The sequence below is a fragment of the Acidobacteriota bacterium genome (assembly GCA_028874215.1).
Taxonomy (GTDB): domain Bacteria; phylum Acidobacteriota; class UBA6911; order RPQK01; family JAJDTT01; genus JAJDTT01.
Window position 1 is genome coordinate 141,695 of record JAPPLF010000003.1, and the last position, 25,450, is coordinate 167,144.

The window sequence follows — 25,450 nt, forward strand, 5'->3', positions numbered from 1 at the left end:
GGGGAGATCACATGGATAAAGTACTCGTCATTGTTGGAGATGCGACGGAGACGGTGGATACTCTGTATCCCTATTTCCGCCTCCAGGAAGCCGGCTTCCAGCCCGTCGTCGCGGGGCCCGAGAAGCGCCGCTACAACATGGTCCTGCATGAGATCGGACCCAACTGGGACATCACCCGGGAATTCGAGGGCTACAAGATCGACGCGGACATCGCCTTTCGCGACGTGGTGCCGGAAGAGTACCTGGGCATCTTCTTTTCCGGTGGCCGGGCCCCCGAGTACATTCGTTACGACGAGGACCTGGTGGCCATGACGCGCCACTTCTTCGACGCCAACAAGCCTGTGGGCTGCGTCTGTCACGGCGTGGAGATTCCCGCCTACGCCGGCTGCGTCAAGGGGCGGAGGATGGCCACCGTTCCCAAGTGCAAGTTCGACCTGGAGGTGTGCGGCGGCATATTCGTCGACGCCGGTTGCGTGGTGGACGGCAACCTGGTGAGCGGGCGCACGTATCACGACCATGGCCAGTACATGGGGCACTGGATCCGGCTGCTGATCGAGGCTCGTGAGGAACAGCTTGTCCAGGCCGCGGCCGTCTGAGTTGAGATCCTCCCGGAAATCTTTCGCAACTCTGGCGGCGGGCTTCTGCGGCCTGCTGCTGGCCGTCGCTTGCTCCCCCGTTTCCGATCCCCCGAAAACGCCGTCCTACCCTCTCGTTGTCGGATTCGAAAGATTTCACCGGAACGGGGATGCCGAAGGGCCCCACGGAGGGGAAGTCCTCCTGGGAGAGCTGGGTTGCACCCATTGCCATGTGGCCGATGAAGCAGTCGCCCAACGGGTCATTCCCCGGCAGGCTCCCATCCTGGACGGAGTTGGCGGCCGGGTCCGCCTGACTTACCTGAAGGATTTCCTGAGTCGACCCCAGGGCGCCAAACCGGGGACGCCCATGCCCCATCCTCTGGCAGGTTGGGCGCCGGAGGAACGGGAAGCGGCGGCGGAAGCCCTGGCCCATTTTCTCGCCTCTTTGGAACAGCCGGATCCGGCAGAGTCCGCTCCGGTAGCGAGTCCGCCCGAGATCGAGCAAGGAGAGCGGCTTTACCACACGGTCGGGTGCGTCGCCTGCCACACTCCCTTCGTGCCGGCTGGAGCCATGCATCAGGCCGGCGGTGGGGGATTTTCACTGGAGCAAATCCAGATCCCGGCCCCTCAAGTCCCTTCGGTCCCCATCGCGGATCAGGTGTCAAGAACGACCCTTGAGCCGCTGGCCGGTTTTCTGTTGGATCCCCTGCGGACCCGGCCCGCCGGGAGAATGCCTCCGATGCGGCTCTCCGCTGCCGAGGCACGTGCCATCGCCGCCTATCTTCTGGCGCAGGGAGGAGTTCTCGCTGATCCCCAACGCACGTCCCCCGAGGGGGAAAAGATCGCAAGGGGCCGGGTCCTGTTCCGGGAACTGCGTTGCAACGCCTGCCATCGTCTCGAGGAAGAAAAGGCCGCCGCGGCCCCACTCCCGCGGCTTGAGGAGCTGGACCCCGAAAAACCGGGCGGCTGCCTGGATCCGTCGCCTCGCAAGGGAGTGCCCGACTACGAACTGGACCCGGTCCAGAGAGCCGCCCTGGCCGAGGCGCTGGCGGGATTGAAGGGAGAGATTGTCCGGCTGGATCCGGAGGCCCAGGTCCGCCGATACCTGGAGGTCTACAACTGTTTCGCCTGTCACCAGCGGGGAGATCAGGGCGGACCCGAAGCGGGAAGGGCGGCCTATTTCCTCCCGGTGGAGGAACTGGACATGGGGAACGAGGGCCGGCTGCCTCCCCCCTTGACCGAGGCCGGCCGCAAGTTGACCCCCGAGTGGTTGAGGAAGGTCTTGGAGGGTTCGGGCATGGTGCGTCCCTACCTGATGGTCCGGATGCCGGACTACGGGAGCGCCGCCGAAACCCTGGCGGACGCCTTGATCCGGGCCGACCAGGACCTGCAGTTGCCCGCTACGGATGTCTCCGGCACCTTGCACCACCACCGGAACCGCTACGGGCGCCGCCTCATGGGGGCCGACGGTCTCAATTGCATCAACTGCCACGGCCTGCGGGGCCACCCATCCACCGGTATGCCGGCCCTGGATTTGGCCGACTCCCTCGAACGCCTCCAACCCGACTGGTTCAAGCGGTACGTCCTGGACCCCGACTCCAGCCGTCCCGGGACCCTGATGCCCACCTTCTTCGAAGGAGGGAAGGGAACGCTGACGGACGTATTGGGTGGAGACGCGGACAAGCAGATCGAGGCGATTCTCACCTACCTGAAGGAACTGGACCAGACCCGCCTGCCGGTGGGCATGGAGCCGGAAGAGTTCTTCGACCTGGTCCCCGGGGACCGGCCCATCCTGTTGCGGACCTTCATGGAGGGAGTCGGCACCCATGCCATCGCCGTGGGTTTTCCCCAGGGGATCCATTTCGCTTTCGATGCTTTGGAGGTCCGGTCCAAGCTCCTCTGGAGAGGGCGGTTCCTCAACGCCGAGTCCACTTGGTCCAATCGCTTTACGCCCTTCGTGCAGCCCTTGAGCGAGGATCGGGCCAAGCTGCCTGAAACCATGCCCCTGGCGTTTCTGGAGAGCGGCCTGAGCCCCTGGCCCGGCGGGATGGGTAAACGGGCGGGTTACCGGATGCGTGGATTCCGGGTCTCGCCTTCCGGCGAACCGACGTTCCTCTACAGTTTGCGGGGGATCGCCGTCCGGGAACGGTTGATCCCGTCCCAGGACAATGCCTGGTTCCGGAGAACTCTCGATCTCACCGGCGACGGCGAATCGGTCTGGTTCCTGGCGGCGCGGGCCCCGGAGATCTAACCCCGGGGCGCAGCACTCTATCCCCCCGGCGGCCTCAAGACCCGGCTCGGCGAGCCGGAAGCCTCCATGCCCGTGCTCCGCCGGTCGGGCGGAGCCGGCGAGTTGCTGCTGCCGGTCCGGTTCCGGGATGGGCAGGCCCGGATCGAACAGGAAGTCTCATGGTGAAACGTATCGGCCTACTGTCGGCGTTGGTTCTGGCGTTCGCCGCGGACCTGGACGCGCAGGAAGAGGACTACTACCGCATCGTCACCCTTCCCGTCCCGGAGACCGTCCCCTTCGAGGTCAGCGGCCTGGAGCGGCTGCCCGACGGACGGATTGCCGCGGCCATCCGGCGAGGAGAGGTCTGGCTGGTGGAGGGCGCCTACAAGGAACCGGCCGAGGGGCTCCGATTTCGCAGGATCGCCCAGGCGCTCCACGAGCCGCTGGGCCTGGTTCGCCACGGCGATTCCCTCTATCTGGCCCAGAGGAGCGAGCTGACCCGGCTCCGGGACCTCGACGGCGACGACGTGATCGACGAGTATCTCACCGTCACCGACGACTGGGGCCTCACGGGCCACTACCACGAATACGCTTACGGCCCCCGGGTCGACGGGCAAGGGGATTTCTGGATCACCCTCAACGCCGCCATCGGGAATCTGACCGCCGATGCCGATGCCTGGCGGGGCTGGGCCTTGAAGGTGACGCCGCAGGGCCGCCTGGTCCCCGTGGCGACGGGTCTGCGATCGCCTTGCGGGATCGGAATGAACGGCCGCGGCGAAGTCTTCACCACGGATCAGCAGGGAGGCTGGGTCGCCACCGGCGCTCTCCATCACGTGGAGGAGGGAGACTTCTACGGACATCCCGACGGCCTCAAGTCGTGCTCCCTGCCCGGCTCGCCCGTCGTCTGTCCGGAGCGGATCCCCACCGGCATCACCGTCGTCGAGGCGGCCGCGCAGATTCCGGGATTCAAGTTGCCGGCGGTCTGGTTCCCCTACCGGAAGATGGGCCGGAGCGCCACCGACCTGGCGTGGGACCATTCGGCAGGCCGCTTCGGTCCCTTCCAGGGACAGCTCTTCGTGGGGGATTTCACCGACGCCATGATCTCGCGGGTGTTTCTGGAACGGGTGGGCGGACAATACCAGGGCGCCTGCTTTCGTTTCCGGGACGGATTTCAGAGCGCCGTCGTCCGCCTGGTCTTCGGAGCCGACGGCTCGCTCTTCGTGGGGGAGACCAATCGCGGCTGGAATTCCCTGGGTACCCGTTCCTACGGCTTGGAACGCCTGGTCTGGACCGGACGCACGCCCTTCGAGGTCCGGGAGATGCGGGCCCTGCCCGACGGCTTTCGGCTCACCTTCACCGGACGCGCAGACCCGGATCGGGCCGCGCAGACCGATTCCTACCGCATGATCAGCTATACGTATCTCTACCATCCCGACTACGGCAGTCCGGAGGTCGAGACCAGGGAACTGACCCTGAGAGAGGCTCGCGTGGCCGCCGGCGGTCGATCCGTGGACCTGATTGTCGAGGGTCTCCGGCCAGGCTACGTTCACGAGCTGCACCTGCCCGGCATCGTCTCCGCCGAGGGAGAGGGACTGCTCCACGCACGCGCCTATTACACGCTGAACCGGATTCCGGCCTCCGACCCCGGCTCGGAGCCGCATGCCCGAACTCGTCCCTGAACCGGCTGGCCGCCCGCTTCCTCAGGCGCTCAGAAACCAGGACTCCGGCACCCGCACGAGCTTGAGTCTCCGGGTCCTCTTGCCCTTCTCGACAGTGTCGTACTGGTAGGTCATGAGCACCTGGTCGCCGGAGAAGGCCAGGGAGGGATAGTGGCATCGGAAAAAGCCGCTGGGGAGTTTCCCCGCCTTCGGGTTGACCCGGATGTGGGCCACCGGCGGAGGGGAAATCCGGCCGGCCGGTTCCAGGCCGGGACTGGAGTCCACCGTCTTGAAGTTCCGCCAGGTCTGGCCCTCGTCGGCGGAGGTGGCCACGGAAAGGCGGGAACGATAATACCCGTTGCGAATCTCGTCCCCGGAGGTCTGGTTCCAGATCACCAGCAGTTGCCCCGAGTCTCGGAGCCGGTCCACGTCGCAGGGAACGTCGCCGGTGGAGAGGGCGGTGGGGCTCGCCTCATGCCAGTTCTCGCCGCCATCTTCGGAGCGGGTCTGGAAAAAGCGACCCACCTTGGTCCTCATGAGCATGAGAACGGATCCGTCCTTGAGCTCGGTCACCACCGGCTCGGCGGTTCCGCCGAATCCCCCCAGGCTCCTCTCCCCGGGAAGGGGCCAGACCATGATGGACCCCTTGGACCGCTGCCAGGTCGCTCCGCGGTCGTCGGAGAAATAAGCGAAGCAGCCGCTCATCTGAGGCCGGTGGGCGTGTCCTTCCAGGCCGATGGAATACCCGTCCAGCATTCCCGTGGCCATGGCCTGGCGGGTTTCGGGGTGAAGCCCGTTGAACTGCCAGTAAACGGGCAGCAGCAACCGTCCCGTGGAGAGCTCCGTCAATCGTCCGAAGGGAACCTGCAAGAAGGCGCCCGAAGAACCCGATCCGGGTCCCGGCAGGTCGATGTCCGATCCCTTCGACCAGTTCCGTCCGCCGTCCCGGGAGGTTGCGAAACGCAGGACTCGATGGTCGGCGTGGCGCGCCGGCGCACCGCTCAGTTCCTCGGCGTAGACCATGCCCACGGTTCCGCCTTTGAGAGGAACGAGATGGTTCCGCGTGACGTTCATGGGTTTTCCCTGCTGCATCAGTGGGAAGGGCTTTCCCCAGGTCTCTCCCCCGTCTCGGGAGAATGACCCGGAATTTTCGTTCATCAGGGTGAGAATATGGCCACGTTCCGACGCGGCCAGGATCCGTCCCGAGCCCGCCGGCAACAGCCCCTCGTAGGTGTGTCCGCTCGCCGAAACGGTGCCGGACGCCCTCAAAGCCGCGGCTCCCGCCATTGAGGTTGCCAGGAATTGCCGCCGGCTCAGGTTGTTTCTCTCTTGCATGCTCACTCTCCTTGATTCCGCGTCGAGTTCAAGTTTCAATTCCGCGCTACGGGACGCAGCCCGGGCATTGTAGAATGGGCGGCTTCCGAAAACGAGGAGAAGCGGCGGCGGTGAAGATTCAGCAGCCACGGGTTCCGGAGTCCAAGGTTCTCTCGCGAGACCAGATGGCCGCGGAGTGTGAACGGCTCCGGGACCAGAAACGGACCATCGTCTTCACCAACGGCACTTTCGACCTCCTCCACGCCGGGCATACCACCTATCTGAACCAGGCCCGGGAATTGGGAGACGTGCTGATCGTGGGTCTCAACTCGGACGAGTCGATCCGCTCCATCAAGGGGGACAAACGGCCCATCATCCGGGAGCCTTACCGGTCCCGAATGCTGGCGGCCCTGGAGTGTGTGGACTACGTGGTGCTTTTTGACGAGGATGAGCCCCGGAACCTGATCGCCGAATTGCTGCCCGATGTGCTGGTCAAGGCAGAGGACTGGGCCCACTATGTGAGCGGCCGCGATGTGGTGGAGGCCAGCGGGGGCCGGGTCGTTCTGGCGCCCCTGGTGCCGGGCCTCTCCAGCAGCGGGATCATTCGGCGGATTCGGGAAGTGTTCCAGGACCGGGAAGAGGAATCCCGCTGAAGAACCGAGGTTAGTGCAACGTGCCCGTCCAGTACATCGTCACCGGCGGCGCCGGATTCATCGGCCGCAACCTGGTGGCGGCGCTCAATGCCCGGGGCCACGAGGACATCCTCATCGTGGACCGTCTGGGCTCCGATCAGAAGTGGAAGAACCTGCTGGGCCTTTCGTTTGTCGACCTGGTGGACCTGGGCGAGTTCCGGGACTTCATGGCAGACTCCACCATCGACGAGCTGGAGACGGTCTTTCATCTGGGGGCCTGCAGTTCCACCACGGAGCGCGACGCCGACTACCTGCTGGACAACAACTACCGTTACTCCCAGGAAGTCTGCCAATGGTGCCTTTCCAGCGACGTGCGCTTCGTCTACGCTTCCAGCGCGGCCACCTACGGGGACGGATCTCTGGGCTACTCCGATGACGAGGCCCGGATTCCCCACTACCGGCCCTTGAACATGTACGGCTACTCCAAGCAGTTGTTCGACCATTGGGCTGCCAGGGAGGGACTCTTCGACCGGATCGTGGGACTCAAGTACTTCAACGTCTTCGGCCCCTACGAGGATCACAAGGGCGAGATGAGATCCATGGTGCACAAGGCCTACGGCCAGATCGTCTCCACCGGAAGGGTCCGGCTCTTCAAGTCGCACCGGCCCGGATACGGCGACGGCGAGCAACTGCGCGACTTCGTCTACGTGAAGGACGCGGTGGACGTGACCCTCTTTTTCGACGACCATCCCCAGGTTTCGGGACTCTTCAACTGCGGCACCGGGCGGGCCCGGAGCTGGAACGACCTGATGAACGCCTTATTTGCCGCCATGGGACGCTCGCCGGAGATCGAGTACATCGACATGCCCGAGTCCCTGCGCAACCAGTACCAGTACTTCACACAGGCGGACAGGGCCAAGCTCCGGTCCGCCGGTTACGATCGCCCCTTCACTTCCCTGGAAGAGGCGGTCCGGGACTATGTGACGACCTACCTGGATCCGGTCCTTGGAGGGGCCGACCCAGCCTAGATCCACCAAGTTGAAAGGAGCTCACGTGGCCGAACCTCTTCGCATTCTCTCCATCGGTGCGCATCCGGCGGATATCTTCGACCAGTGCGGCGGCACCATGGCCCATCACACCGCCCGCGGCGACTGGGTGGGCTGCGTCGTGCTGACCCACGGAGCCCGGGTCCACGACAAGGTCATCAGCGACTCCATGCACGGCCGGGAGACCATCCCTGAAGCCTCGGTCCTGGAGGGAATGATCGAGGAACGCTCAGACGTGAAGGCCCAGGAAGTCCGGCGCGCCTGCCGGCTGTTGGGAGTCGAAGACCTCTACTTCTTCGGGGCCGACGACTCCATCCTGCTGGTGACCGAGGAGGTGGTCCGGCGGCTGGCCCGGCTGCTGCGGAAGCTCCGCCCCAACGTGATCCTGACCCATTACCCCAAGGAAGGGGACGGTGTGGCCCAACCCCACGCCATCACCGGTCAGATCGTGATGCACGCCATCCATTTCGCTCATTCGGTGGACCCGGGGGACCGGAATCCGCCCACCAAAGCGGCCCAGGTCTTCTTCTTCGGGACCGGAGCCGCCGCTGTCCCCAGCGACGTCTGGGCCGCCCGGGTCGGGGTCTACAACGACGTGCTGATCGAGATCACCGACGTGGTGGACAAGAAGCTGGCTGCCCTGGACTGCCTGGAGAGCCAGGGGTACGGTGGCGCCTACGCCCGCAAGCGGATCGAAACGAGTGACGGAGCCTTCGGGGTCGGGGGCCGCGTCGCCTACGCCGAGGGTTTCATCAAGATGAACGCCGAGGTCCACACCTATCTTCCCGTGACCAGCCACGCCCTGCGGGTGGCCAAGGAGTCGGATCATGAGATGATGCGGCGCCACTCCTACCGGGTTCGGGTGGACTAACGTAAGGAGTTTTTATGACTTCCCTATCTTTCAAACCGCGGGTGCCCGTCTTCGACGCCAACGTCAAGGTGGGCAATCATCACACTGAAGTCTCTCCCTGTGTCGACCGCGCCGGCCTGCTGGCGGAAATGGACACCCACGGGGTGGGCCGGGCCGTGATCTACCATGCCCTGGGCGACCTGACCTCCCCGGTGGACGGAAACCGGGCGCTGGAGGCGTGGCTCGGCGGCGACGGCAGGCTTCATCCCCAATGGAGCGCCCATCCGCTGCCCCGTTCCCTGGATCAGTTGCAGGAACTCCATTCCCAGGGAAGGGTGAGCAGCGTTCGCCTGGCCGGCCTGGACATCGTCGATTTCCCCTTTCGTCCCTGGGGTTACGACCCGCTCCTGAGCTGGCTGAGCCGGGAGGGGATCCCGTTGTGGGTTCCGCTTCCGGAGATGGACCCGGATGACATCGTGACCACCCTCCAGGCCTATCCGGACCTGGAGACGGTGCTGGTGGGGGCTCACTATATGCACGCCATGTGGGTTCAGCCCATGATGAAGGCGCTGCCCCGGACAAACCTGGAATTGAGCCGCTACGAGCCCATCGGCCAGATCGAGGCGCTGCTGGAGGAGTTCGGAGTGGAACGTTTCGTCTATGGATCCTGGTATTGGCGCCTCGCCATGGGTCCCATGCTCTTCTACCTGCATCACGTGGGGCTTGACGACAAGGAACTTGCCCTGGTCTGCGAAGGCAATCTGCTGAGAATCCTGGGAGTGGAATCATGATCGACGGCGTGCGAGTGATCGATTTTCATGGACATGTGGGGGCCAACGACATCATGGGGATGGTGGACGATCCCGACCTGATGCTGCACACCATGGATTCCTGCGGCATCGACGTCTCCTGCGTGTTCAACATCTACTATCCGGACGGAACCACGGGCAACGACATGACGGCCCGGTTCGTAGCCCGCCACCCCGACCGCTTCGTGGGCTTCGCCTACGTCTGTCCACTGATGCCGGCGGACAGCATGGTGGCCGAGCTGGAGCGGGCCATCGACACCCTGGGGCTCGTGGCCATCAAGCTCTATCCCCCCTTCGTTCACTGGTCCCTGGAACATCCCATCTGGGATCCCATCTACGAATTCGCCAACGAGCGGGAACTGGCCCTCATCCATCACACCGGAACCGAGTGGCAGGCCTATCCCAAGTTCCTGGGTGAAGTGGCGCCCCGCTTCCCCAAGGTCAAGTTCGTCTCGGGGCACTCGGGGAACACCCCAGTGGAACGGGCGCAGGCCATCGCCGCGGCCCAGGCCAACGACAACGTCTACCTGGAGACCTGCTCCACGTTCCGCACTCCGGGAGTCGTCGAGCAACTGGTGGAGGAAGGGGGAGCCGACCGGGTTCTCTTCGGCTCGGACACGCCCCTGATGGATCCCCGCCCTCAACTGGGGAAAATCATCACGGCCCGGATCTCCGACGAGGCCAAGCGCCTGGCCCTCGGCGGAAACGCCGCCCGAATCCTGGGGATCTGAGGCCCGGCTCACCGATATCCGGCCGGCCGCGACCGACACGACCCGAAACTCGCAGGAGACGAGCAATTGGAGGAGGACCGCCAATCCTTGGAGACCGGAACCGCTAAGGCCGTCATGGCGACGCCGGCCATGGACCGGTACAACGGCCGGATCCTGATCCTGAAGTCGTTCCTGATCTATTTCGCCGCTCCCGTCGTCTACATCGGCATCGTACAGGCGGCCCTCTGCGACCGCCTCGGCGCCAGCGCCACGGTGGCCAACCTGCCCGCCTCCACCTATCTCCTGGGTTCGTTGGCGCCCCTGGTCCTCTCATGGGTCATCCCTCACCGGTGGACCCGCACCACGCTGGTCACGGCCTACCTGGTCACCATGTCGGCCTTCCTGATGGTTCTCGCCACCTTGATCCTGCCCGTTTCCAATACCGTGCGGCTGTGGGCCGTCGTCGGGCAGGGCCTCATCCAGGGGGTGTCGGCGTCGGTGGCCCACGTCTACGGCTTCCAATGCCTGAAGCGCGGCACCACCCCCAAGGGGCGGGCCCGGGCGTTGAAGTGGGCCTACGCGGTGTCGCCGATGGCCGGGGTGGCCGGTTCCCTCTGGGCTCAATTCGTGCTGGGAGGAGGCATCGAGGGACTCTCCTTTCCCTATGACTTCGGCCTCCTCTACCTGACGGGCGTGCCCTGCATGGTGGCCATTTCCATCCTCTCCAGCCGGTACCGCCTGCTGGACGTGCAGGAGGAAAAGCCGCCCAACCTGCTCCCCTACCTCTGGCGGAGCCTTCGTTCCTTCTGGACCCTCCGGGTCCTGCTTCTGGTTTGGCTCGCATACTTCTTCTGGTATCTGACCATCAACACCATGCCCAACCTGTCGCTGTTCGCCCGCGAAGCCTTGAATCGGGAGCCGCAAGAGCTTTCGGGCTGGATGATGGCCCTCCGCTTCGGATTCAAGTGCGTGGGCGGATTCGTGCTGGGCGTGATCGCCATCCGGTGGGGATTTCGGGCGCCCCTGCTGACCTGCACCGGCCTGGTGGGCGCGGCCGTGCTCTGGGCCTGGTTCATCCCCGGACACCTCTACCTGCTGGCCTTCGGCATCATGGGCGCCGGAGAGTTGGGTGGCGTCTACTTCCCCAATTACGTCATCAGCATCTCGTCGGCCGCCGACTCCACCCGCAACCTGGCCATCCTCGGACTGGTGACTCCGGTGAGCAGCCTGGGCCCGGCCCTGCACGGCGGGCTCGCCGACACGCTCGGCTTTCCGGCCAGCTTCCTCTTCGGAGTGACGGCGGCACTGGTATCCCTGACGCTGATCCTGCGGCTCTCGCCCCAAGCGACGCCGGTCCGGCGGGGGTAACGGCGTCAGGGCGACCGGGGATCCAATTTACTTCTCCCAAGCCACGAAAACTCTCAGCTACATTGGATGAAGTACATATTGAGCGATTTCATTTTCCAGAGTTTTCGACCACCAGAACCTGAATCGGGCGGCGAGACTTTTCGGCTACCAATCCCAGTTCCTTGCGCAGGGCGGCTATCAAGACATTCGGGTCGCCTGGTTGGTACGGAAGTTCCCAATCGTATTGGCCACTCAGTCCGGTCTCATCTATGACCGGCAGTCCAATCCACTCAGCCACCGCGTGGCAAAGGCTCTCCATAGTCTGCTTGGTTCCATGGAGGGTGCCTCGCATAAACCAGAAACTGCTTTTCGCCGCTTGTGAAGGTCTAAGCTCACTCTTCTCCCGAGGCAACCGTTTGAGAACGAGTACTTCCTTCTCCTGATTTTCCCAGTAGACGGACAACCCAAAACTGCTCTTCAGAGACTCTCGCAGGAGAGGTAGAAGTCGAGACTCTTGGCCCTTTGGCACGATGGCAGAGACGCGATATTGCTGTTCTGATTGGAACAAGCGGTAATCGCAATAGGGTGGAGAGACTTCAAAAGCAAGATGAATCAAGGCCTTGAGAAATATCCCATCTGCAACGAGGCGATTGCTCCCGGGAGAATACATCGAGGCAGCCGTTCCCATTGCGGAAACAGGTTTGATAAGAACCTGCGTCAGAGGCGCTATCCCGTCTTCCCACTTGATCTCTGTCCGGTCCCATTCGAGGTTGGCCTCAATTGTCTCTTTTTGGGGCAGATTGACGGGCGTACCCTCCATGATCTTCTCCAACACCGCGACAGTCAGATTCGAAGGAGAAGTGATTCCGGCGATTCTGCCCGCGGAATCGACGATCACAGTGTGGGGAATAGGTGTCGCCTGGTAAGCCTTGAACCATTCTTGGTCTGGATCCCAGGCTGATACGCCCCGCATGGGTGTTGTCTTAAGGAATCCACGAAGTCGATCTTCGTCTTCATCAGCCGAAATGGAGATGAAGGATATGGGCTTCCCGGAGAGCTTTTCAACCAGCCCATTCCAGTGAGGAATGATTCGGACGCATGGGCCGCACCATGTTGCCCAAAACTCGAAGACCACTGTTTGTCCGAGAAGAGATGAAAGTGCCAAGTCTTTTCCTTCAAGGATCTGAAGCGCACCTCCCGAATTGAACCCGGGAGCGGGGCCACCAACCATCGACTCCTTTTGTGGGTCAGACAAAGACTCCGGCGGCAGTTGACAGGCGGGTCCCAAAAGGCCCCCGCAAATGACTGCAACGAGAATGCTTGGGTATATTGTTCGCATGGGATTTCTCCATTCCACCACTATCGTCGGCTACCGCCGTGCGGCCTGTTGAAGTTCCCGTATCTGTTTCAGTGGTGTGGAATGCTGCTAGTCACCACCGGAACGTCACTCCAATACCCGAGGGGTGACCACGATGATCACGGCGTCTCCAAGTTCTGACGTGTCACTCAAATGAGACGTGCCGACCACAAGCGTCTCGCCACTGATGGCGACAAATGGAGTGACGATTGAGGCCGTGCTGAATCTGGCCAGCTCCGCTAGGGAAGGCGCCCGTTGGGTCACACCGGGGAATCTAAATAGCAGTGTATTGTCGAGCCCTTCATAGCCGGCTTCGAAGCGAAACTTGTCAACGATAATGCTGGTCTTGTCTGGAGCCGGAACCACTCGAATGCCTGACACTTCCAAGATAGCCTTGCCTTTTATCGCCACGCTGTGCGGATCGCCTCCACCTTCATTGACCGTAATCACAGGGCTTCCCAAGACCTCGAATCGGCGGTACTGGGTGAGGGAGGATATGTCGTCCACAACTGCTTGTATGGAGGCGGGTAGTCCGTTCTTGGTTCCTTCGCCCTGACGTTTGGCACCGAGGACGTAGAACTGAAATAGGACTCGCTTCGGCGGCGTGTCATGTTTTCGGATGAGCTCCTGGAAGATCAGGTGTTGCTCCGGTGGCGCCGATATCGTGATCGTGTTGAAAACGTCACTTACCCCAATTATGTGTTGGCCACTGCCTGTAGCGTTCGCCATTTTGTTCGCAACGGGTTCCTCTGCTGTCAGTGATCCTCTTCCCTGCTGACGCATGACCGTTGTGTGCGGAAAGCTACCCAAAAGACTTGCCAGATCATCCGCCGTTCTCCATTTGATCTCATAGACTTTCGTGATCAGCTCGCTCGCTTGAGGCTGGCCCGGCGCGAGCTCGGTCCAGGCTGACCCGACGAGGAAAAGATTGACGATCAGGATCGCTCGTTTTCTGTTCACAGTCCCTCCTTTGTCAGGATCCACATCATCCTTGTACCGGTCTTGGGAAGCCGGAAATGTAAAACCAGTTGCCGGGCGGTTCTTTGCTTAGTTTGTGTCGAGATTCGGGCGACGGCAGTCTCTGCCCTTCGGGAGGGTGGAACCTCCTCCTTGAGTTGAATCCGGTCCGTCAGGGATTGATCCTTGTCAGCGGCTTCCGGTGCAACGGGCCACGGCTTTGGCCTTGGCATTAATGCAAGAGAGTCCATGCCTCTATCGTTCGGCAAGGGCAGGCTGGTGATCTTCTCTGATACGGGAGGAGCGTCCGGGATTTGCAGCAACAGGATGCAGGCCACAATCGCAGCCGCCGCCAGGGTGCCAAGGATCGGAATGGGACTTCGGGTCCTCTCTCCTTTTCGGATTCTCTCCCACGCGCGGTCGCGGGCCCGTCGATAGACCGCTTCCGGTACATCCGTATCTCGCCACTCTTCTCTAAGGAATCGGTTCATCGGTGTTCCCTGAAGTCACCCAATGACTTCCGCAGCTTCTTCCTGGCGCTATGGAGATAAAAGCGAATGGTCGCCGCCTTCCTGCCCAGGATCAGAGCCACCTCGTCCGTCGGCAGTTCATGGAACTCCTTGAAGATGAAGGTGGCTCGTTCATTGAACGAAAGGCCGGAAAGCGCTTCGAGGAGCCGATTTCGGATCTCTCTTTGCAGAACAGGATCGGCGGAGGGCTCTGCTGCAAACAATTCCTTCAAGGGGCTCCATATCCGCCGCCGCCGGTGGGCGTCGCGTGCTGCATTGACGGTGACCCGGTAGATCCACCCATCCAGCTCCCGAACCGTCTTGAATTGGGGCAACCGTCGGAAGATCTTGATGTACACCTCCTGCGCCACGTCTTCTGCGTCGGCCAAGTTCCGTGTCAGATAGAGCGCTGTTTTCATCACTCTCGTCTGGTAATGACCGATAAGCAGGTCAAAGGCTTGGCGGTTTCCATCCCGCGCCTCTCGAGCGAGATCCCGAAGCCTCTTTTCAGCCTCGTCCATTAACGTCCTTCCCGCCCACCCTCTTCCAATAAAGACGCGCCTGACACCGGAATCGTTGGGATGAGCGGGTTTGATCGTTTCTGTACCGGGTCCGGACAAGCCGTGACAGGCCGTTGGACCACACTGGTTTCTCGTGTCCGACATTAGTCGATCAGGGTTCGAAATATGTCCAATTGATGGGACGGAAGAAGGGAAGGCGGAAGAAGGGCGCGCGCGCGGAAGAAGGGGACAGTCTGTTCTTCCACGGAGTCGCTCCGGCTGGCGTGATGGCGCGGATGTGCCAGCCTAATGTCGATCCGGCCAACCCGCCGGGTAAACATGCAGATTGGCAGTTCGGTCCGGCTCGAACTCGACACGCTTGGTCAGGCTGCTACGTACGGTGAAATCCTGAACCAAGTCGGGGCCCTCCGATGTCTACCATTGGCAGTTGATATCCTTGAGAGGATTTAAACTCGGCGTTGCCGAACTCTCTTGAAACGGGAGGAAAGCAGGTGAACCAACTTCTTCAAGAGGCCTTTGAGAGAGCCGCCGAGCTCCCGCAAGTGGAGCAGGACAGGATCACGCGCTTCCTGCTGGCTGAATTGGAATCGGAGCGGCAATGGTCTGAGCTGTTTGCCCGCCCGGAGTCGAAGGATCTGCTGGAACGCCTGGCGGACGAAGCTCTGTCCGAACACCGTGCAGGGAGAACTCGGCCTCTGGCCATGGGCGATCTGTAGACGTGCGTTCGTTTACGCGACAGAGCTTATGGGATGCCTATCGCCGCCTTCAGGACCACGCGTTTACGCAAACAAAGGGGACAGTCTGTTTCTTCACGCGCTGAGGTCCTCGTGGGTGGGCGCCATGCATCCTGAGGTCGTCGAACTCGGAGAGCCTGGGCAATGAGAGTCGAGATGCCGTCAGACACCCTGGAAGACGCCCTGTCCGCACTGACGTTGCCGACCCTCCGGAGCATGATGGAACTGCTTCCCGTCCCCAAACCGCGGCCGAAGCTGAAAGCGGGGATGGTGGACGCCATCCGGCTCCGGCTGACCGGCAAGTCATTGCGTCAACTGTGGGAACGCCTTGACGAAACTCAGCGGCTGGCGGTGACGGAAACGCTTACCGGCCTGGGAGTCCGATTCAACGCCAGCCGGTTTCGCGTCAAGTACGGCGTGCTGCCGAAGGGGTTCGACACGGAGAGTTCCGGGAAGTCTTCGCTGTTGCACTTCTTTCTCTATCCGCCGGACGGCTACCGCATGTTCTTGCCGACCACGATCCCCAGAGATCTCGAGCAAAAGCTCCTCGAGTTCCTGTCCGAGCCGGCGGCTCCGGCCCTCGTTTCGGTGGACCAGGTTCCGGAGGTCGTCGGTCGCCGCCGGCGCACCCCCGTTCCCCCGGGGCAGAAACGAAAAGTCGACAGAGTTACTGTGACTCGACGCGATATGGAGCAGGCTGCGTCGTACGACCTGCTGGCGGTGCTTCGTTTGATCGATCAGGGCGGGGTCGCCTTCGACACCTTTCATCAACGTTCATCCGCAGGGACCCTGAGACGACTCGGGGAGGTGCTTCACGACGGGGACTTTTTCGACGCCGGCAAGGAGCGGGAGTCCCAGGAGGAGGAGGCCGGACCCATTCGGGCGTTCGCCTGGCCGTGGTTGGTGCAAGCCGGCAAGCTGGCCCAACCGCGCGGGTCCAAACTGGCCTTGACCGAGGCGGGACGCATGGCCTTCACGGCTCCGCCCGCCGATACGCTCCGGCGAATCTGGCGGTCGTGGCTGAAGAATACGTTGTTGGACGAGTTCAGCCGCATGGACGAGATCAAGGGCCAGCACTGGGTGCCGGGCAGACCGACCATGACGGCGCCGCGCAAGCGCCGGCCAGTTGTCGCCGCGGCGCTCGCGGAATGTCCCTTGGGCCGGTGGGTCCAGGTGGACGAGTTCTTTCGCTTCATGCTGGCGGCGCATCCGGATTTCGATGTGACGCGTTTTCCTTGGCGTCTCTACGTCGGCGAGATCCAGCATGGCAACTTCTCAGAGGCCGACAATCAGGAGTGGAGCCTTCTCCCGGGCCGCTATGTCCTGTGTCTGTTGTTCGAGTACGCGGCCACGCTCGGCTTAGTGGACGTCGCGTTCACGGATCCACGCGGAGCGCGGCCTGATTACTGGCACATCTGGGGCACGGAAGAAATGGAATTCCTCAGCCGTTACGACGGGCTGGAATATTTTCGGCTCAATCCGCTTGGTGCCTACTGTCTCGGCCGGACCGACAGATATGAGCCGGCGATTCCTCCGCGTCGTACCCGCCTGACCCTCTTCAGCGACCTTCGAGTACAGTCGTCGGCTCCACTGCCGCCGCCGGAACGCGTGCTGTTGGAGATCTACGCCGAGCCGGAGTCCGACGGGAGATGGCGGCTGGATCTCTCTCGCTCTCTTTCGGCCGTCGAGCGCGGTCACGACGTGACGCAACTGGGAAAGTTTCTCGCCGCCCGCGACGATCAACCGTTGCCCGAAAGGGTCGAGGGGTTTCTCCGCACCGTCGAGCTCGGTGGGCGCGCCCTGAAGCCGGAGGGGGCGGCCGTGTTGATCAAGTGCGCGAGCAAGGAGATCGCGGACCGGATTGTCGCCGACCAACAGGCCGCCAAGTACTGCAGGCGCGCCGGTTCGCTCCGGCTCGTCGTTCCCGCAAAATCAGAAGCCAAGTTTCGCCGGGCGGCCCATGCCCTGGGATACGCTCTGTCCCTGCCCAGACGATCTCTTCGTTGAACTCGATGTATCCTGCGGTCGACGACCTTCGAATTCGGAGACCCTGAGCCATGAGAATCGAACTGCCGTCCGCCACCGTGGAGAAAGCTCTGTCGGCACTGATGGTCCCGACCCTCAAACCCATGATGGGGTTGCTGTCGATTCGCAAGCCGCGACCGACACGGAAGGCCGGCATGGTGGAGTCCATCTTGCCCCGGCTGACTGGCAGGTCGTTACGAGACCTGTGGAAGCGGCTCAACCGAACCCAGCAGTTGGCGGTGAAGGAGACGCTCTATGGCCTGGAGGGCCGATTCAACGCCCAACGGTTTCGCGCCAAGTACGGAGTGCTGCCGAGGGGTATCGACCGGGGCGAAACTGAGAAACCGACCCTGTTGCACTTGTTTCTCTACCCGCCGGACGGCGAACGGTATCGTCCCCCGACCACCATTCCCAGCGACCTCCGGAAGCAGCTCCGGGAGTTTGTTCCCGAGCCGGAGTTCCCGACCGTCGCCTCGGTGGAGGAAGCTCCGGATTTCGTCGATCGGCGCCGGAGCGGATTTGTTCCCAAGGGGCAGAAACCGAAGTTCGACAGAGTGTCCCTGAATTGCCGCAACATGGAGCAGGCTGCGGCGTACGACCTGCTGGCCGTGCTCCGCCTCATCGATGCCGGCAGGATCTCCATCAGCAGGAAGACCCGGCGCGCGTCCGCGGTCTCCGTGCGACGCGTCGCGGAGGTGCTTTACGACGGCGACTTTTACGACGCAACCGAGAAGAAGAAGCGGTGGACACAGTTCGTCGGCCCCATCCGGTCCTTCGCCTGGCCCTGGTTGGTGCAGGCCGGCAAGCTTTCCCAGTTGCGCGGCTCCAAGCTGGCGTTGACCAAGGCCGGACGCGCGGCCTTCACGGCGCTGCCCGCCGAGACCCTCCGGCGGACCTGGAAAGCTTGGCTGAAGAACACCCTGTTGGACGAGTTCAGCCGGGTGGAGGAGATCAAGGGGCAGACCCGGGGCCGGGGCAAACGGACGATGACCGCGCCGCGCAACCGCCGGCCCTGGGTCGACGAGGCGCTCGCGGAATGTCCGGTCGGCCGGTGGGTTCAGGTGGACGAGTTCTTTCGGTTTATGCAGGCGGCGGAACTGGACTTCAGCGTCACGCGGTATCCCTGGCACCTCTACCTCGGCGGGCCGGAGCACGGGAGCTTCGGGCTTGCCGGTGATCAGAGTTGGAACGCGCTGCAGGGGCGATATGTCCTGTGCCTGTTGTTCGAGTACGCGGCCACCCTGGGCATGGTGGACGTGGCGTTCACCGACCCGCGCCACGCGCGGCGCGATTACATCGGCCTGTGGGGCGCCGATGATCTGGAGTTCCTCAGCCGGTACGATGGCCTGGAGTATTTTCGACTCAATCCGCTCGGCGCCTATTGCCTCGATCAGGCCGACATTTACGAGCCGGCCGCGCCTCCGGTCCGAACGGCGCTGACCCTGTTTACCGATCTTCGCGTGCAGTCGACGGCGCCGCTGCGGCCGGAAGAACGTGTGCTGCTGGAGACCTATGCCAAGACCGTGTCGGACGGCGTCTGGCGTCTGGATCTCGCTCGAGCCATGTCGGCCGTGGAAAGCGGCCAGGATGTGGCGCAATTGAGGGAGTTTCTCACCGCGCGCAAAGATCAGCCCCTGCCGGACCGGGTGGAAGGGTTTTTCCGCCGTGTCGAGCAGGGATCGCGAGCCCTGACCGCGAAGGGACAGGCCCTGATCATCGAATGCGCGGACAAGGAGATCGCCGACCGTATCGTGGCCGATCCGCGGGCTACCAAGCACTGCATCCGTGCCGGCCCGCGCCGGCTCGTCGTTGCCACAAGATCCGAGGCGGCGTTTCGGAAGGCGGCGCATGCCTTGGGTTACGCGTTTTCCGTGCGGTGACGGCGGCGTAAAGAGAACCGACCCCCGAACCCGTTCCTCCGACGTTCCGAAAAATGGCTGAAGCCGGTTTTCGGGACACTGCGTGACCTAAGACAACGTGCGATACTCAAAGCGTGCGTTTCTTCAACACCGCCGGTCCGATCAACCCGGAGATGCACTACAGCATCCCACCCCTGGAACGCCTCGATGCCGATGATCTCCTGTTGCTCATCCGGCAATGGAAGTACTTCGTGCTGCACGCGCCGCGCCAGACGGGCAAGACCTCTGCGTTGCTGGCGTTGAGGGACCAACTCAACCTGGTTGGCGAGTTCCGTTGCGTGTACGTCAACGTCGAAGGCGGCCAAACGGCGCGGGAGGACGTGCGGGAGGGCGTGCGAGCGATTCTCAGCGCTCTGGCCAGAGCGGCGCGCCACGGGCTCGACGACTTGTTCGTAGCCGAGGTCTGGCGTGACATCCTCGAAGGATCCGGTCCCAACGATGCACTTGGGGACACACTGGCTCGCTGGTCCGAAGCCGATGCGAAACCGCTGGTGCTCCTGATCGACGAGATCGATTCCCTGATTGGCGACACCCTGCTTGCGGTGTTGCGGCAACTCCGGGCCGGCTATCCGGACCGCCCGCGCCGGTTTCCCCAGAGCGTGATCCTGTGCGGCGTGCGCGACGTGCGCGACTATCGCATTCAGTCTGCAGCGGAGAACCAGATCATCGCCGGCGGCAGCGCCTTCAACATTCGCGCCGAATCCCTGCGGCTGGGAGACTTCTCGCGGCGTGACGTCGAGTCCCTGCTGGGGCAGCACACCGACGAGTCGGGACAGGTGTTCACGGACGAGGCACGAGGCGAGATCTGGGAGTTGACCCAGGGACAGCCGTGGTTGGTGAACGCCTTGGCCTACGAAGCGTGTTTCAGGAACAAGACCGGACGGGACCGCAGCCGGGAGATCGCCGGAGAAGCCATCCAGGACGCATGCGAACAATTGATCCTCCGACGAGAAACGCATCTGGACCAGCTCACGGACAAGCTTCAGGAAGAGCGGGTACGCCGGGTAATTGAACCGCTGTTGGAAGGCTCCGACGCCGTCGACTCGATTCCAGCCGATGATCTGGAGTATGCGCGCGACCTGGGCCTTGTGACGAGAACCCGCCCCGTCGCCATCGCCAATCCCATTTACCGGGAGGTGATCCCCCGCGATCTGACCTACACGACGCAGGAGATGTCGATCCATCAGGATCCCGCATGGTACATCGACGATGACGGCGCCCTGCGGGTCGGAAAGTTGCTGACCGCGTTCCAGGAGTTCTTTCGGGAGCACTCGGAGCACTGGGTGGAGCGGTTCCAGTACAAGGAAGCCGGTCCGCAGTTGCTGTTGCAGGCATTCCTGCAGCGTATCGTCAACAGCGGCGGGCGGATCGAGCGCGAGTACGGATTGGGCCGGCGGCGGACCGACCTGCTGATGGTGTGGCCTGTGGGCGGACGCTCCGGCGAGACGAGAGCCGGGACGGATCGGCCGGCGCAGAAGGTGGTCGTCGAATGCAAGGTGCTGCGCCGAAGCCTCGACGAGACGCTCCGCGAGGGTCTGGCGCAGACGCGCGCCTACATGGACCGCTGCACTGCGGCGGAGGGACACTTGGTGATTTTCGACCGCACCGAGGGCAAGCCGTGGGTAGAAAAGATCTATCGCCGCAACGAGACGGAAGGCGGCGCGCCGGTGACCGTGTGGGGGATGTGAGGGATGCTCGGCGGTCCGTGGACATCCTGATAATCGGCGCCGGTTCGCGCCGCGAATCTGAGCTTGCTCGGTGGGCGAGTATGACCCGTGCCCGTCGTCACCGAAACACCTGTTTACCTGAGCACTTCAAACGCCAACCCGCGCCCACGGCCGTACCGGTAGTTCGTGAAATCGCTGTCAAGGGCGATCATGCGTGGCCGAGCCGTTCGCGACGATACTCATGACGATTCGGAGCCTCGGCGCTTGTGGGCGCCGATCGCTACCGCAATCATTCGGGATTTTCCCGATGCGATATTCATCCGCTTGGAGGAGCCCAGATCGAAAACCAGGGATCGATCAGTGTTCCTTGGGGACCGGGACAAATCCTGGTCCACCAGTCGGCGAATGTATTCGGCGGGGGAGATGCCGAGGTCGGCTGCCCTTTGACGAACTCGCGTGTGAACTTCTGTGGTGAGGGAGATCTCGGTGCATACCATCACAATATTTCCATTATACCGTGACACCTAAACTGTATCTGAGCCACACTCCCGAAGTGGAATGGGGGTGGCAGCGTACATTGAGATCCAAGGGGACAGTCGTCAGGCCCGTAGGCTTGGCCAAGTGGTGATGTCGACGAGGAACTCCAGCGGTTTGTGATCCCGCATTAGTCTGAACTGAGGAATGAGATGCACGGCGAACGCGACCCGAATCCCAAAATGAACCTCCACCCCGGACTGAGCTTCAGCCGGGACGAGTATTTGCGCCGGTACCGGCTGGTGATGGACGGAATCCGGAAGGCGGGCGTCGACGCCCTGCTGGTTCGGGGACCCGAGAACATCACCTACCTCACCGGCTACGAAACCCCCGGCTACTACGGCTACCACTGCCTGATCCTGGTTCCGGGTGAGTCGCCGGTCCTGGTCGGCCGGAGGTTGGAGGTCGGGACCAACGTCCCCGAGTTCTCCTGGTTGACCGAGGTCGCTCCGGTGGAGGACGACGAGGTGCCGGTGGAGGTCACCATCCGGACTCTTTCCAGGATGGGCCTGGCGCGGAAGCGTCTGGGGATCGAATCGGAGAGCTGGTTCCTGACGGTCAACGAGCACCAGGCTCTGGCCGGCGCGCTGCCTCATGCCACGCTGGTCGACTGCTCCAGCGTCATCGAGGAGGCGCGGATGATCAAGTCGGCCGAGGAGGTGGATGTAATTCGCCAGGCGGTGGCCATCGCCGACCGGGCGTGTCTGGCTGGGATCCGGGCGACTCGACCGGGGACCACCGAGGACCGGATCGCGGCGGCCGTCTACAAGGAATGGTGCGAGGCGGGAGCCGAGTACACCGGACTGCCCAACTTCATTGTTTCGGGGCCCCGGTCAGGCGCGTGCCATGCCACCTGGCGGGGCCGCCGGCTGGAGGACGACGACCACTGCTGCTTTGAAATCGCGGCCTCCAAGCATCGTTATTGCGGGGCCGTTTTCCGCATGGCCACGGTGGGCCGGGTGAATCCCCGGCTGCGCCAGCTTTCTGACGCCCAGAACCGGGCCATCCAGGAAGTGATCGACGCCATCCGGCCGGGGGCCGTCTCGGAAGAGGTGGACCAAGTGGGGCGGGACGTCATCGCCAAGGCGGGGTTCGGCAAGTGGCACGTGAGCCGGCTGGGCTATTCCATCGGCATCAACTATCCCCCCGACTGGGGTGAGGGCCAGATCATCAGCATCCGGCAGGGGGAGAAGCGGCGCCTCCGGGAGAACATGACCTTCCACCTGGTGGCCGGCGTCCTCATTCCCGGCGAGTTCGGCAGCGGGTCCAGCGCCTCGGTGCGCGTCACCGCCACCGGCTGCGAGGTGATGACCTCGCTTCCGCTCCAGCTCTACGAAAATTGACCGGGGACGGAAATCTACGGCCGCCGTCACCGGCTACCTATGGTCTTGTCCGCGGGTTGGTACCGGTTGCCCAGGCTCCGCCATTCCAGTTGGAAGAACTTGAAGGGTTCGTCTCCCAGCACCTTGTAGCCGTGCTTGGCGTAGCGGGGGCAGAAGATCACGTCCCCGGGGCCCACCTCCCGCTCGAACTCGCCGACCTCCCAGATTGCCCGGCCCGAGACCACGATCTCCGCCTGCTCCATGTCCGGGTGGTAGTGCACCGGTGTGTAGCCGCCCGGCTCGTACTGGACCAGGGCGATGATGGCGGCCTCCGAGTTCTTACCCGGAAGCACCAGCCCCACCTGGGAGATCCCGTAGTGGCCTCCCGCCCGCTCCGGGCTCAGCTTGATCAGGGGAGTCTGCTTCTCCGAGAGGACGTAGCCCACGGTCCGGGCCAGGACCAGATCGGTTGCGCCCTTCCCGTCCAGGTCGATTCCCCCATTGGGCCTCCCCCTCCAGTTGAAGTCGACCGTTTCGAATCCGAAACGGAGCACACCGTCCGGTCCGGGTCCCGCGTTGGCTACCAGGAGTTCTCCGTCCCGGGTGAACTCCAGTCCGCGGGGAACGCGGAGGCCGGGGTGGGCCAATGTCCCGTTGGCAATCAGCGCGTCGTCCTGAAGCCGAAGCCGGTGAATCGTGGGTTGGGACTCGTCGGAGACGAAGACCTCTCCCCAGGGACTTACCGCGGCCGCCGTCAGCCGGCTGCCCGGCATGGCCAGTGCTTCCTTGGCCTCCAGGGCGCCCGCGTCGTCGCCGGAAAGCCGGTCGATCCGGTCCGCAGCCACTCCGAAAGCGGCGTCGTCCAGAACGAAGAGGTCCCGATAGCGGTCTCCGGTGGCCCCTTGCAGCCGGGCGAGATGCTGACGGTCGAGGTAATGACCCCCGCCGCTCTCGGAGTAGAGCCGGCTGCCACTACGGAAATTCTGCGCCGTATCGGTCTTCTCCAGCCGCCGGCCGGCGAGGTCGGAGGCCTGTCCCGGGTTGCCGTCGTACTTCGTCAGGCCTTGTGAACGGCGATACAGCAACCGGGCCGTGGGGCGCTTCTGCCCGTCGTAGGTGACCAGGATGTTTCCGTCCCGCATTTCCAGCGACTGCGCCGGAAAGACGCCGGGCAGGTCGCGTTCCCGGTAGGCTCGAACCTGCCGAGCGTTTCCTTCGTCGTCGATGTCGACCTCCAGGATGGCTTCCTCACCCTGGAGGACGAAGAGGCGGTTCTCGGCCCGGCCGGTCAGGGGAAAGAGCAGCAATAGGCAGACGAAGACACTTCGCATGAGTTCCTCCTGGAAATGAAGGCCGCAGGCCGGCTAACCCAGGACCTCGCCCACGGACTCGGTCATGATCTCGACGACACGGTCGATTTGCGACCGGCTGATGATGACGGGCGGAGCCAGGCAGAAGACGTCCTGCCGCAGGCGGCTGAAGAGCCCCCGCTCCTGGGCCGCCTGGTGGACCCGGATCCCCACCTTCTCGGAGGCGGAAAACTCCGCCTTGGTCGCCTTGTCCTGGACCAGTTCGATTCCGGCCATGAGGCCCAGACCGCGGACCTCGCCCACGTGGGGATGGCCTCCCAGCGCCGACTGCAGGCCGTCCAGCAGATAGCGCCCCTTCTCGGCGGCCTGGGCCGGGAAGTCCTCTCCCTCGATGATGTCCAGATTGGCCAGCGCGACGGCGCAGCCGACGGGGTGGGCGCTGTAGGTGTAGGCGTGCATCCAGGTCGACTTTCCTTCGTCCATGACCTCGGCGATCCGCTCGCTGACGCCGATTCCCCCCAGAGGAAAGTATCCGGAGGTCAACGCCTTGGCGTACTGGATCATGTCCGGCTCGATGTCCCAGTGCTCCAGGCCGAACATGCGCCCGGTCCGCCCGAAACCGGTGATGACCTCGTCGGAGACTAGGAGCACGTCGTACCGGTCGCAGATTTCCCGGATGCGCTGAAAATAGCCATCGGGCGGAACGATGACGCCGCCGGCGCCCTGGACCGGTTCGGCCAGGAACATGGCCACCGTGTCGGGACCCTCCCGCAGGATGGCCTTCTCCAGCTCGTCGGCCGCGGCCACGGCGGGGTCGGCCCCGGCCGGGGCCTCGTAGCGGTAGGGGTAGGGAGACGGAACGTGAATGAAACCGGGCACCCGGGGCTCGAACATGGGCCAGTAGGCGGTGATCCCGGTGGCGCTCATGGCGGCCAGTGTGACCCCGTGATACCCCCACTGCCTGGAGATCACCTTGGTCTTGTGCGGATAGCCCAGGAGCTTCCAGTAGTAACGGGCCGTCTTGACGCAGCTCTCGGTGGACTCGCCGCCGCCTGAAGTGAAGAAGAACCTGGAGATGCTCGGGTACGTGATATCCGAAATCCGCTGGGCCAGCCGGATGGCGGGCGGGTTGGAGCTTCCGGCGTAACCGGAACAGTATCCCAGTTGCTCCATCTGTCCGGAGGCGGCCCGGGCCAGCTCCCGCCGTCCGTGGCCGGCCACCACGTTCCAGAGTCCTGCCAGACCGTCGATGTATTCCCGTCCGTCGGCGTCCGTCAGGACGGCGCCTTCCCCCTTGACCCAGACATGCCCCCGCTCCTGCAGATTGCGGTCGTGCAGGGGATGGATCAGATGGGCCCGGTCCTGGGTCAGCAGTTCGGTCTTGTTGCTGGTCATGGTCTTGGTGCTCGTCATGAAAGGTCCTC

At 63.3% G+C, this 25,450-nt stretch carries 20 protein-coding genes; 14 read left to right on the forward strand and 6 right to left on the reverse strand.

The features are described from left to right. Window positions 1-11 precede the first annotated feature (11 nt). The 3 genes from OXT71_00630 to OXT71_00640 all read left to right on the forward strand — a co-directional run bounded on the left by OXT71_00630 (window position 12) and on the right by OXT71_00640 (window position 4,484). Window positions 12-596: a DJ-1/PfpI family protein gene (locus OXT71_00630; GenBank protein MDE2924892.1), complete on the forward strand. Its 585-nt coding sequence runs from the start codon at window positions 12-14 to the stop codon at window positions 594-596. After that, entirely contained in the window at window positions 574-2,826 is a 2,253-nt protein-coding gene (locus OXT71_00635; protein MDE2924893.1) for a c-type cytochrome, read from the forward strand. Before OXT71_00630 ends, OXT71_00635 begins: the two co-directional genes overlap by 23 nt. Before the next feature lie 158 nt (window positions 2,827-2,984). Then, a complete protein-coding gene (locus OXT71_00640; protein MDE2924894.1) occupies window positions 2,985-4,484 on the forward strand; it encodes a hypothetical protein in 1,500 nt (499 codons plus the stop codon). A 21-nt stretch (window positions 4,485-4,505) separates the two neighbouring features. On the opposite strand, the gene OXT71_00645 is transcribed toward OXT71_00640, so the two are convergent. After that, window positions 4,506-5,798 (reverse strand): sialidase family protein, encoded by a 1,293-nt coding sequence (locus OXT71_00645; protein ID MDE2924895.1) that lies wholly within the window; start codon window positions 5,796-5,798, stop codon window positions 4,506-4,508. A gap of 110 nt (window positions 5,799-5,908) precedes the next feature. On the opposite strand from OXT71_00645, the gene OXT71_00650 reads away from it, so the two are divergent. The 6 genes from OXT71_00650 (at window position 5,909) to OXT71_00675 (ending at window position 11,192) form a co-directional block, all read left to right on the forward strand. Continuing rightward, window positions 5,909-6,430: an adenylyltransferase/cytidyltransferase family protein gene (locus OXT71_00650; protein ID MDE2924896.1), complete on the forward strand. Its 522-nt coding sequence runs from the start codon at window positions 5,909-5,911 to the stop codon at window positions 6,428-6,430. 20 nt (window positions 6,431-6,450) lie between these two features. Further along, entirely contained in the window at window positions 6,451-7,437 is a 987-nt protein-coding gene (gene rfaD, locus OXT71_00655) for an ADP-glyceromanno-heptose 6-epimerase (protein ID MDE2924897.1), read from the forward strand. A gap of 25 nt (window positions 7,438-7,462) precedes the next feature. Continuing rightward, entirely contained in the window at window positions 7,463-8,326 is an 864-nt protein-coding gene (locus OXT71_00660; GenBank protein ID MDE2924898.1) for a PIG-L family deacetylase, read from the forward strand. A gap of 14 nt (window positions 8,327-8,340) precedes the next feature. Beyond that, window positions 8,341-9,096: a hypothetical protein gene (locus OXT71_00665; protein ID MDE2924899.1), complete on the forward strand. Its 756-nt coding sequence runs from the start codon at window positions 8,341-8,343 to the stop codon at window positions 9,094-9,096. Beyond that, window positions 9,093-9,845 carry an amidohydrolase family protein gene (locus OXT71_00670; GenBank protein ID MDE2924900.1) on the forward strand — a complete coding sequence of 251 codons (753 nt, stop codon included), beginning with the start codon at window positions 9,093-9,095 and terminating at the stop codon, window positions 9,843-9,845. The genes OXT71_00665 and OXT71_00670 overlap by 4 nt, the downstream gene beginning before the upstream one ends. A gap of 87 nt (window positions 9,846-9,932) precedes the next feature. Continuing rightward, window positions 9,933-11,192 carry an MFS transporter gene (locus OXT71_00675; protein MDE2924901.1) on the forward strand — a complete coding sequence of 420 codons (1,260 nt, stop codon included), beginning with the start codon at window positions 9,933-9,935 and terminating at the stop codon, window positions 11,190-11,192. A gap of 88 nt (window positions 11,193-11,280) precedes the next feature. Here OXT71_00675 and OXT71_00680 read toward each other — a convergent pair whose 3' ends face one another. From OXT71_00680 to OXT71_00690, 3 genes are all read right to left on the reverse strand, one after another. Then, window positions 11,281-12,510, reverse strand: a complete 1,230-nt coding sequence (locus tag OXT71_00680) for a TIGR03435 family protein (protein ID MDE2924902.1) — start codon at window positions 12,508-12,510, stop codon at window positions 11,281-11,283. A gap of 105 nt (window positions 12,511-12,615) precedes the next feature. Continuing rightward, window positions 12,616-13,488, reverse strand: coding sequence for a hypothetical protein (locus OXT71_00685; GenBank protein MDE2924903.1), 873 nt, complete (start codon window positions 13,486-13,488; stop codon window positions 12,616-12,618). Window positions 13,489-13,972: 484 nt separating this feature from the next. After that, window positions 13,973-14,515: an RNA polymerase sigma factor gene (locus tag OXT71_00690; GenBank protein ID MDE2924904.1), complete on the reverse strand. Its 543-nt coding sequence runs from the start codon at window positions 14,513-14,515 to the stop codon at window positions 13,973-13,975. 491 nt (window positions 14,516-15,006) lie between these two features. Between OXT71_00690 and OXT71_00695 the strand changes: the two genes are divergently transcribed. From OXT71_00695 to OXT71_00715, 5 genes are all read left to right on the forward strand, one after another. Further along, window positions 15,007-15,231, forward strand: coding sequence for a hypothetical protein (locus OXT71_00695; protein MDE2924905.1), 225 nt, complete (start codon window positions 15,007-15,009; stop codon window positions 15,229-15,231). A gap of 162 nt (window positions 15,232-15,393) precedes the next feature. Next, window positions 15,394-17,256 carry a hypothetical protein gene (locus OXT71_00700; GenBank protein MDE2924906.1) on the forward strand — a complete coding sequence of 621 codons (1,863 nt, stop codon included), beginning with the start codon at window positions 15,394-15,396 and terminating at the stop codon, window positions 17,254-17,256. Window positions 17,257-17,306: 50 nt separating this feature from the next. Further along, window positions 17,307-19,154, forward strand: a complete 1,848-nt coding sequence (locus OXT71_00705; GenBank protein ID MDE2924907.1) for a hypothetical protein — start codon at window positions 17,307-17,309, stop codon at window positions 19,152-19,154. 113 nt (window positions 19,155-19,267) lie between these two features. Then, window positions 19,268-20,881 carry an ATP-binding protein gene (locus OXT71_00710; GenBank protein MDE2924908.1) on the forward strand — a complete coding sequence of 538 codons (1,614 nt, stop codon included), beginning with the start codon at window positions 19,268-19,270 and terminating at the stop codon, window positions 20,879-20,881. 665 nt (window positions 20,882-21,546) lie between these two features. Then, window positions 21,547-22,737: a Xaa-Pro peptidase family protein gene (locus tag OXT71_00715; GenBank protein MDE2924909.1), complete on the forward strand. Its 1,191-nt coding sequence runs from the start codon at window positions 21,547-21,549 to the stop codon at window positions 22,735-22,737. A 26-nt stretch (window positions 22,738-22,763) separates the two neighbouring features. Here OXT71_00715 and OXT71_00720 read toward each other — a convergent pair whose 3' ends face one another. Both OXT71_00720 and OXT71_00725 read right to left on the reverse strand, forming a co-directional pair. After that, on the reverse strand, window positions 22,764-24,047 hold the full coding sequence (locus OXT71_00720; GenBank protein MDE2924910.1) for a cupin domain-containing protein: 1,284 nt from the start codon (window positions 24,045-24,047) through the stop codon (window positions 22,764-22,766). A 33-nt stretch (window positions 24,048-24,080) separates the two neighbouring features. Next, window positions 24,081-25,439, reverse strand: coding sequence for an aspartate aminotransferase family protein (locus tag OXT71_00725; protein MDE2924911.1), 1,359 nt, complete (start codon window positions 25,437-25,439; stop codon window positions 24,081-24,083). Between the last annotated feature and the right edge of the window lie 11 nt (window positions 25,440-25,450).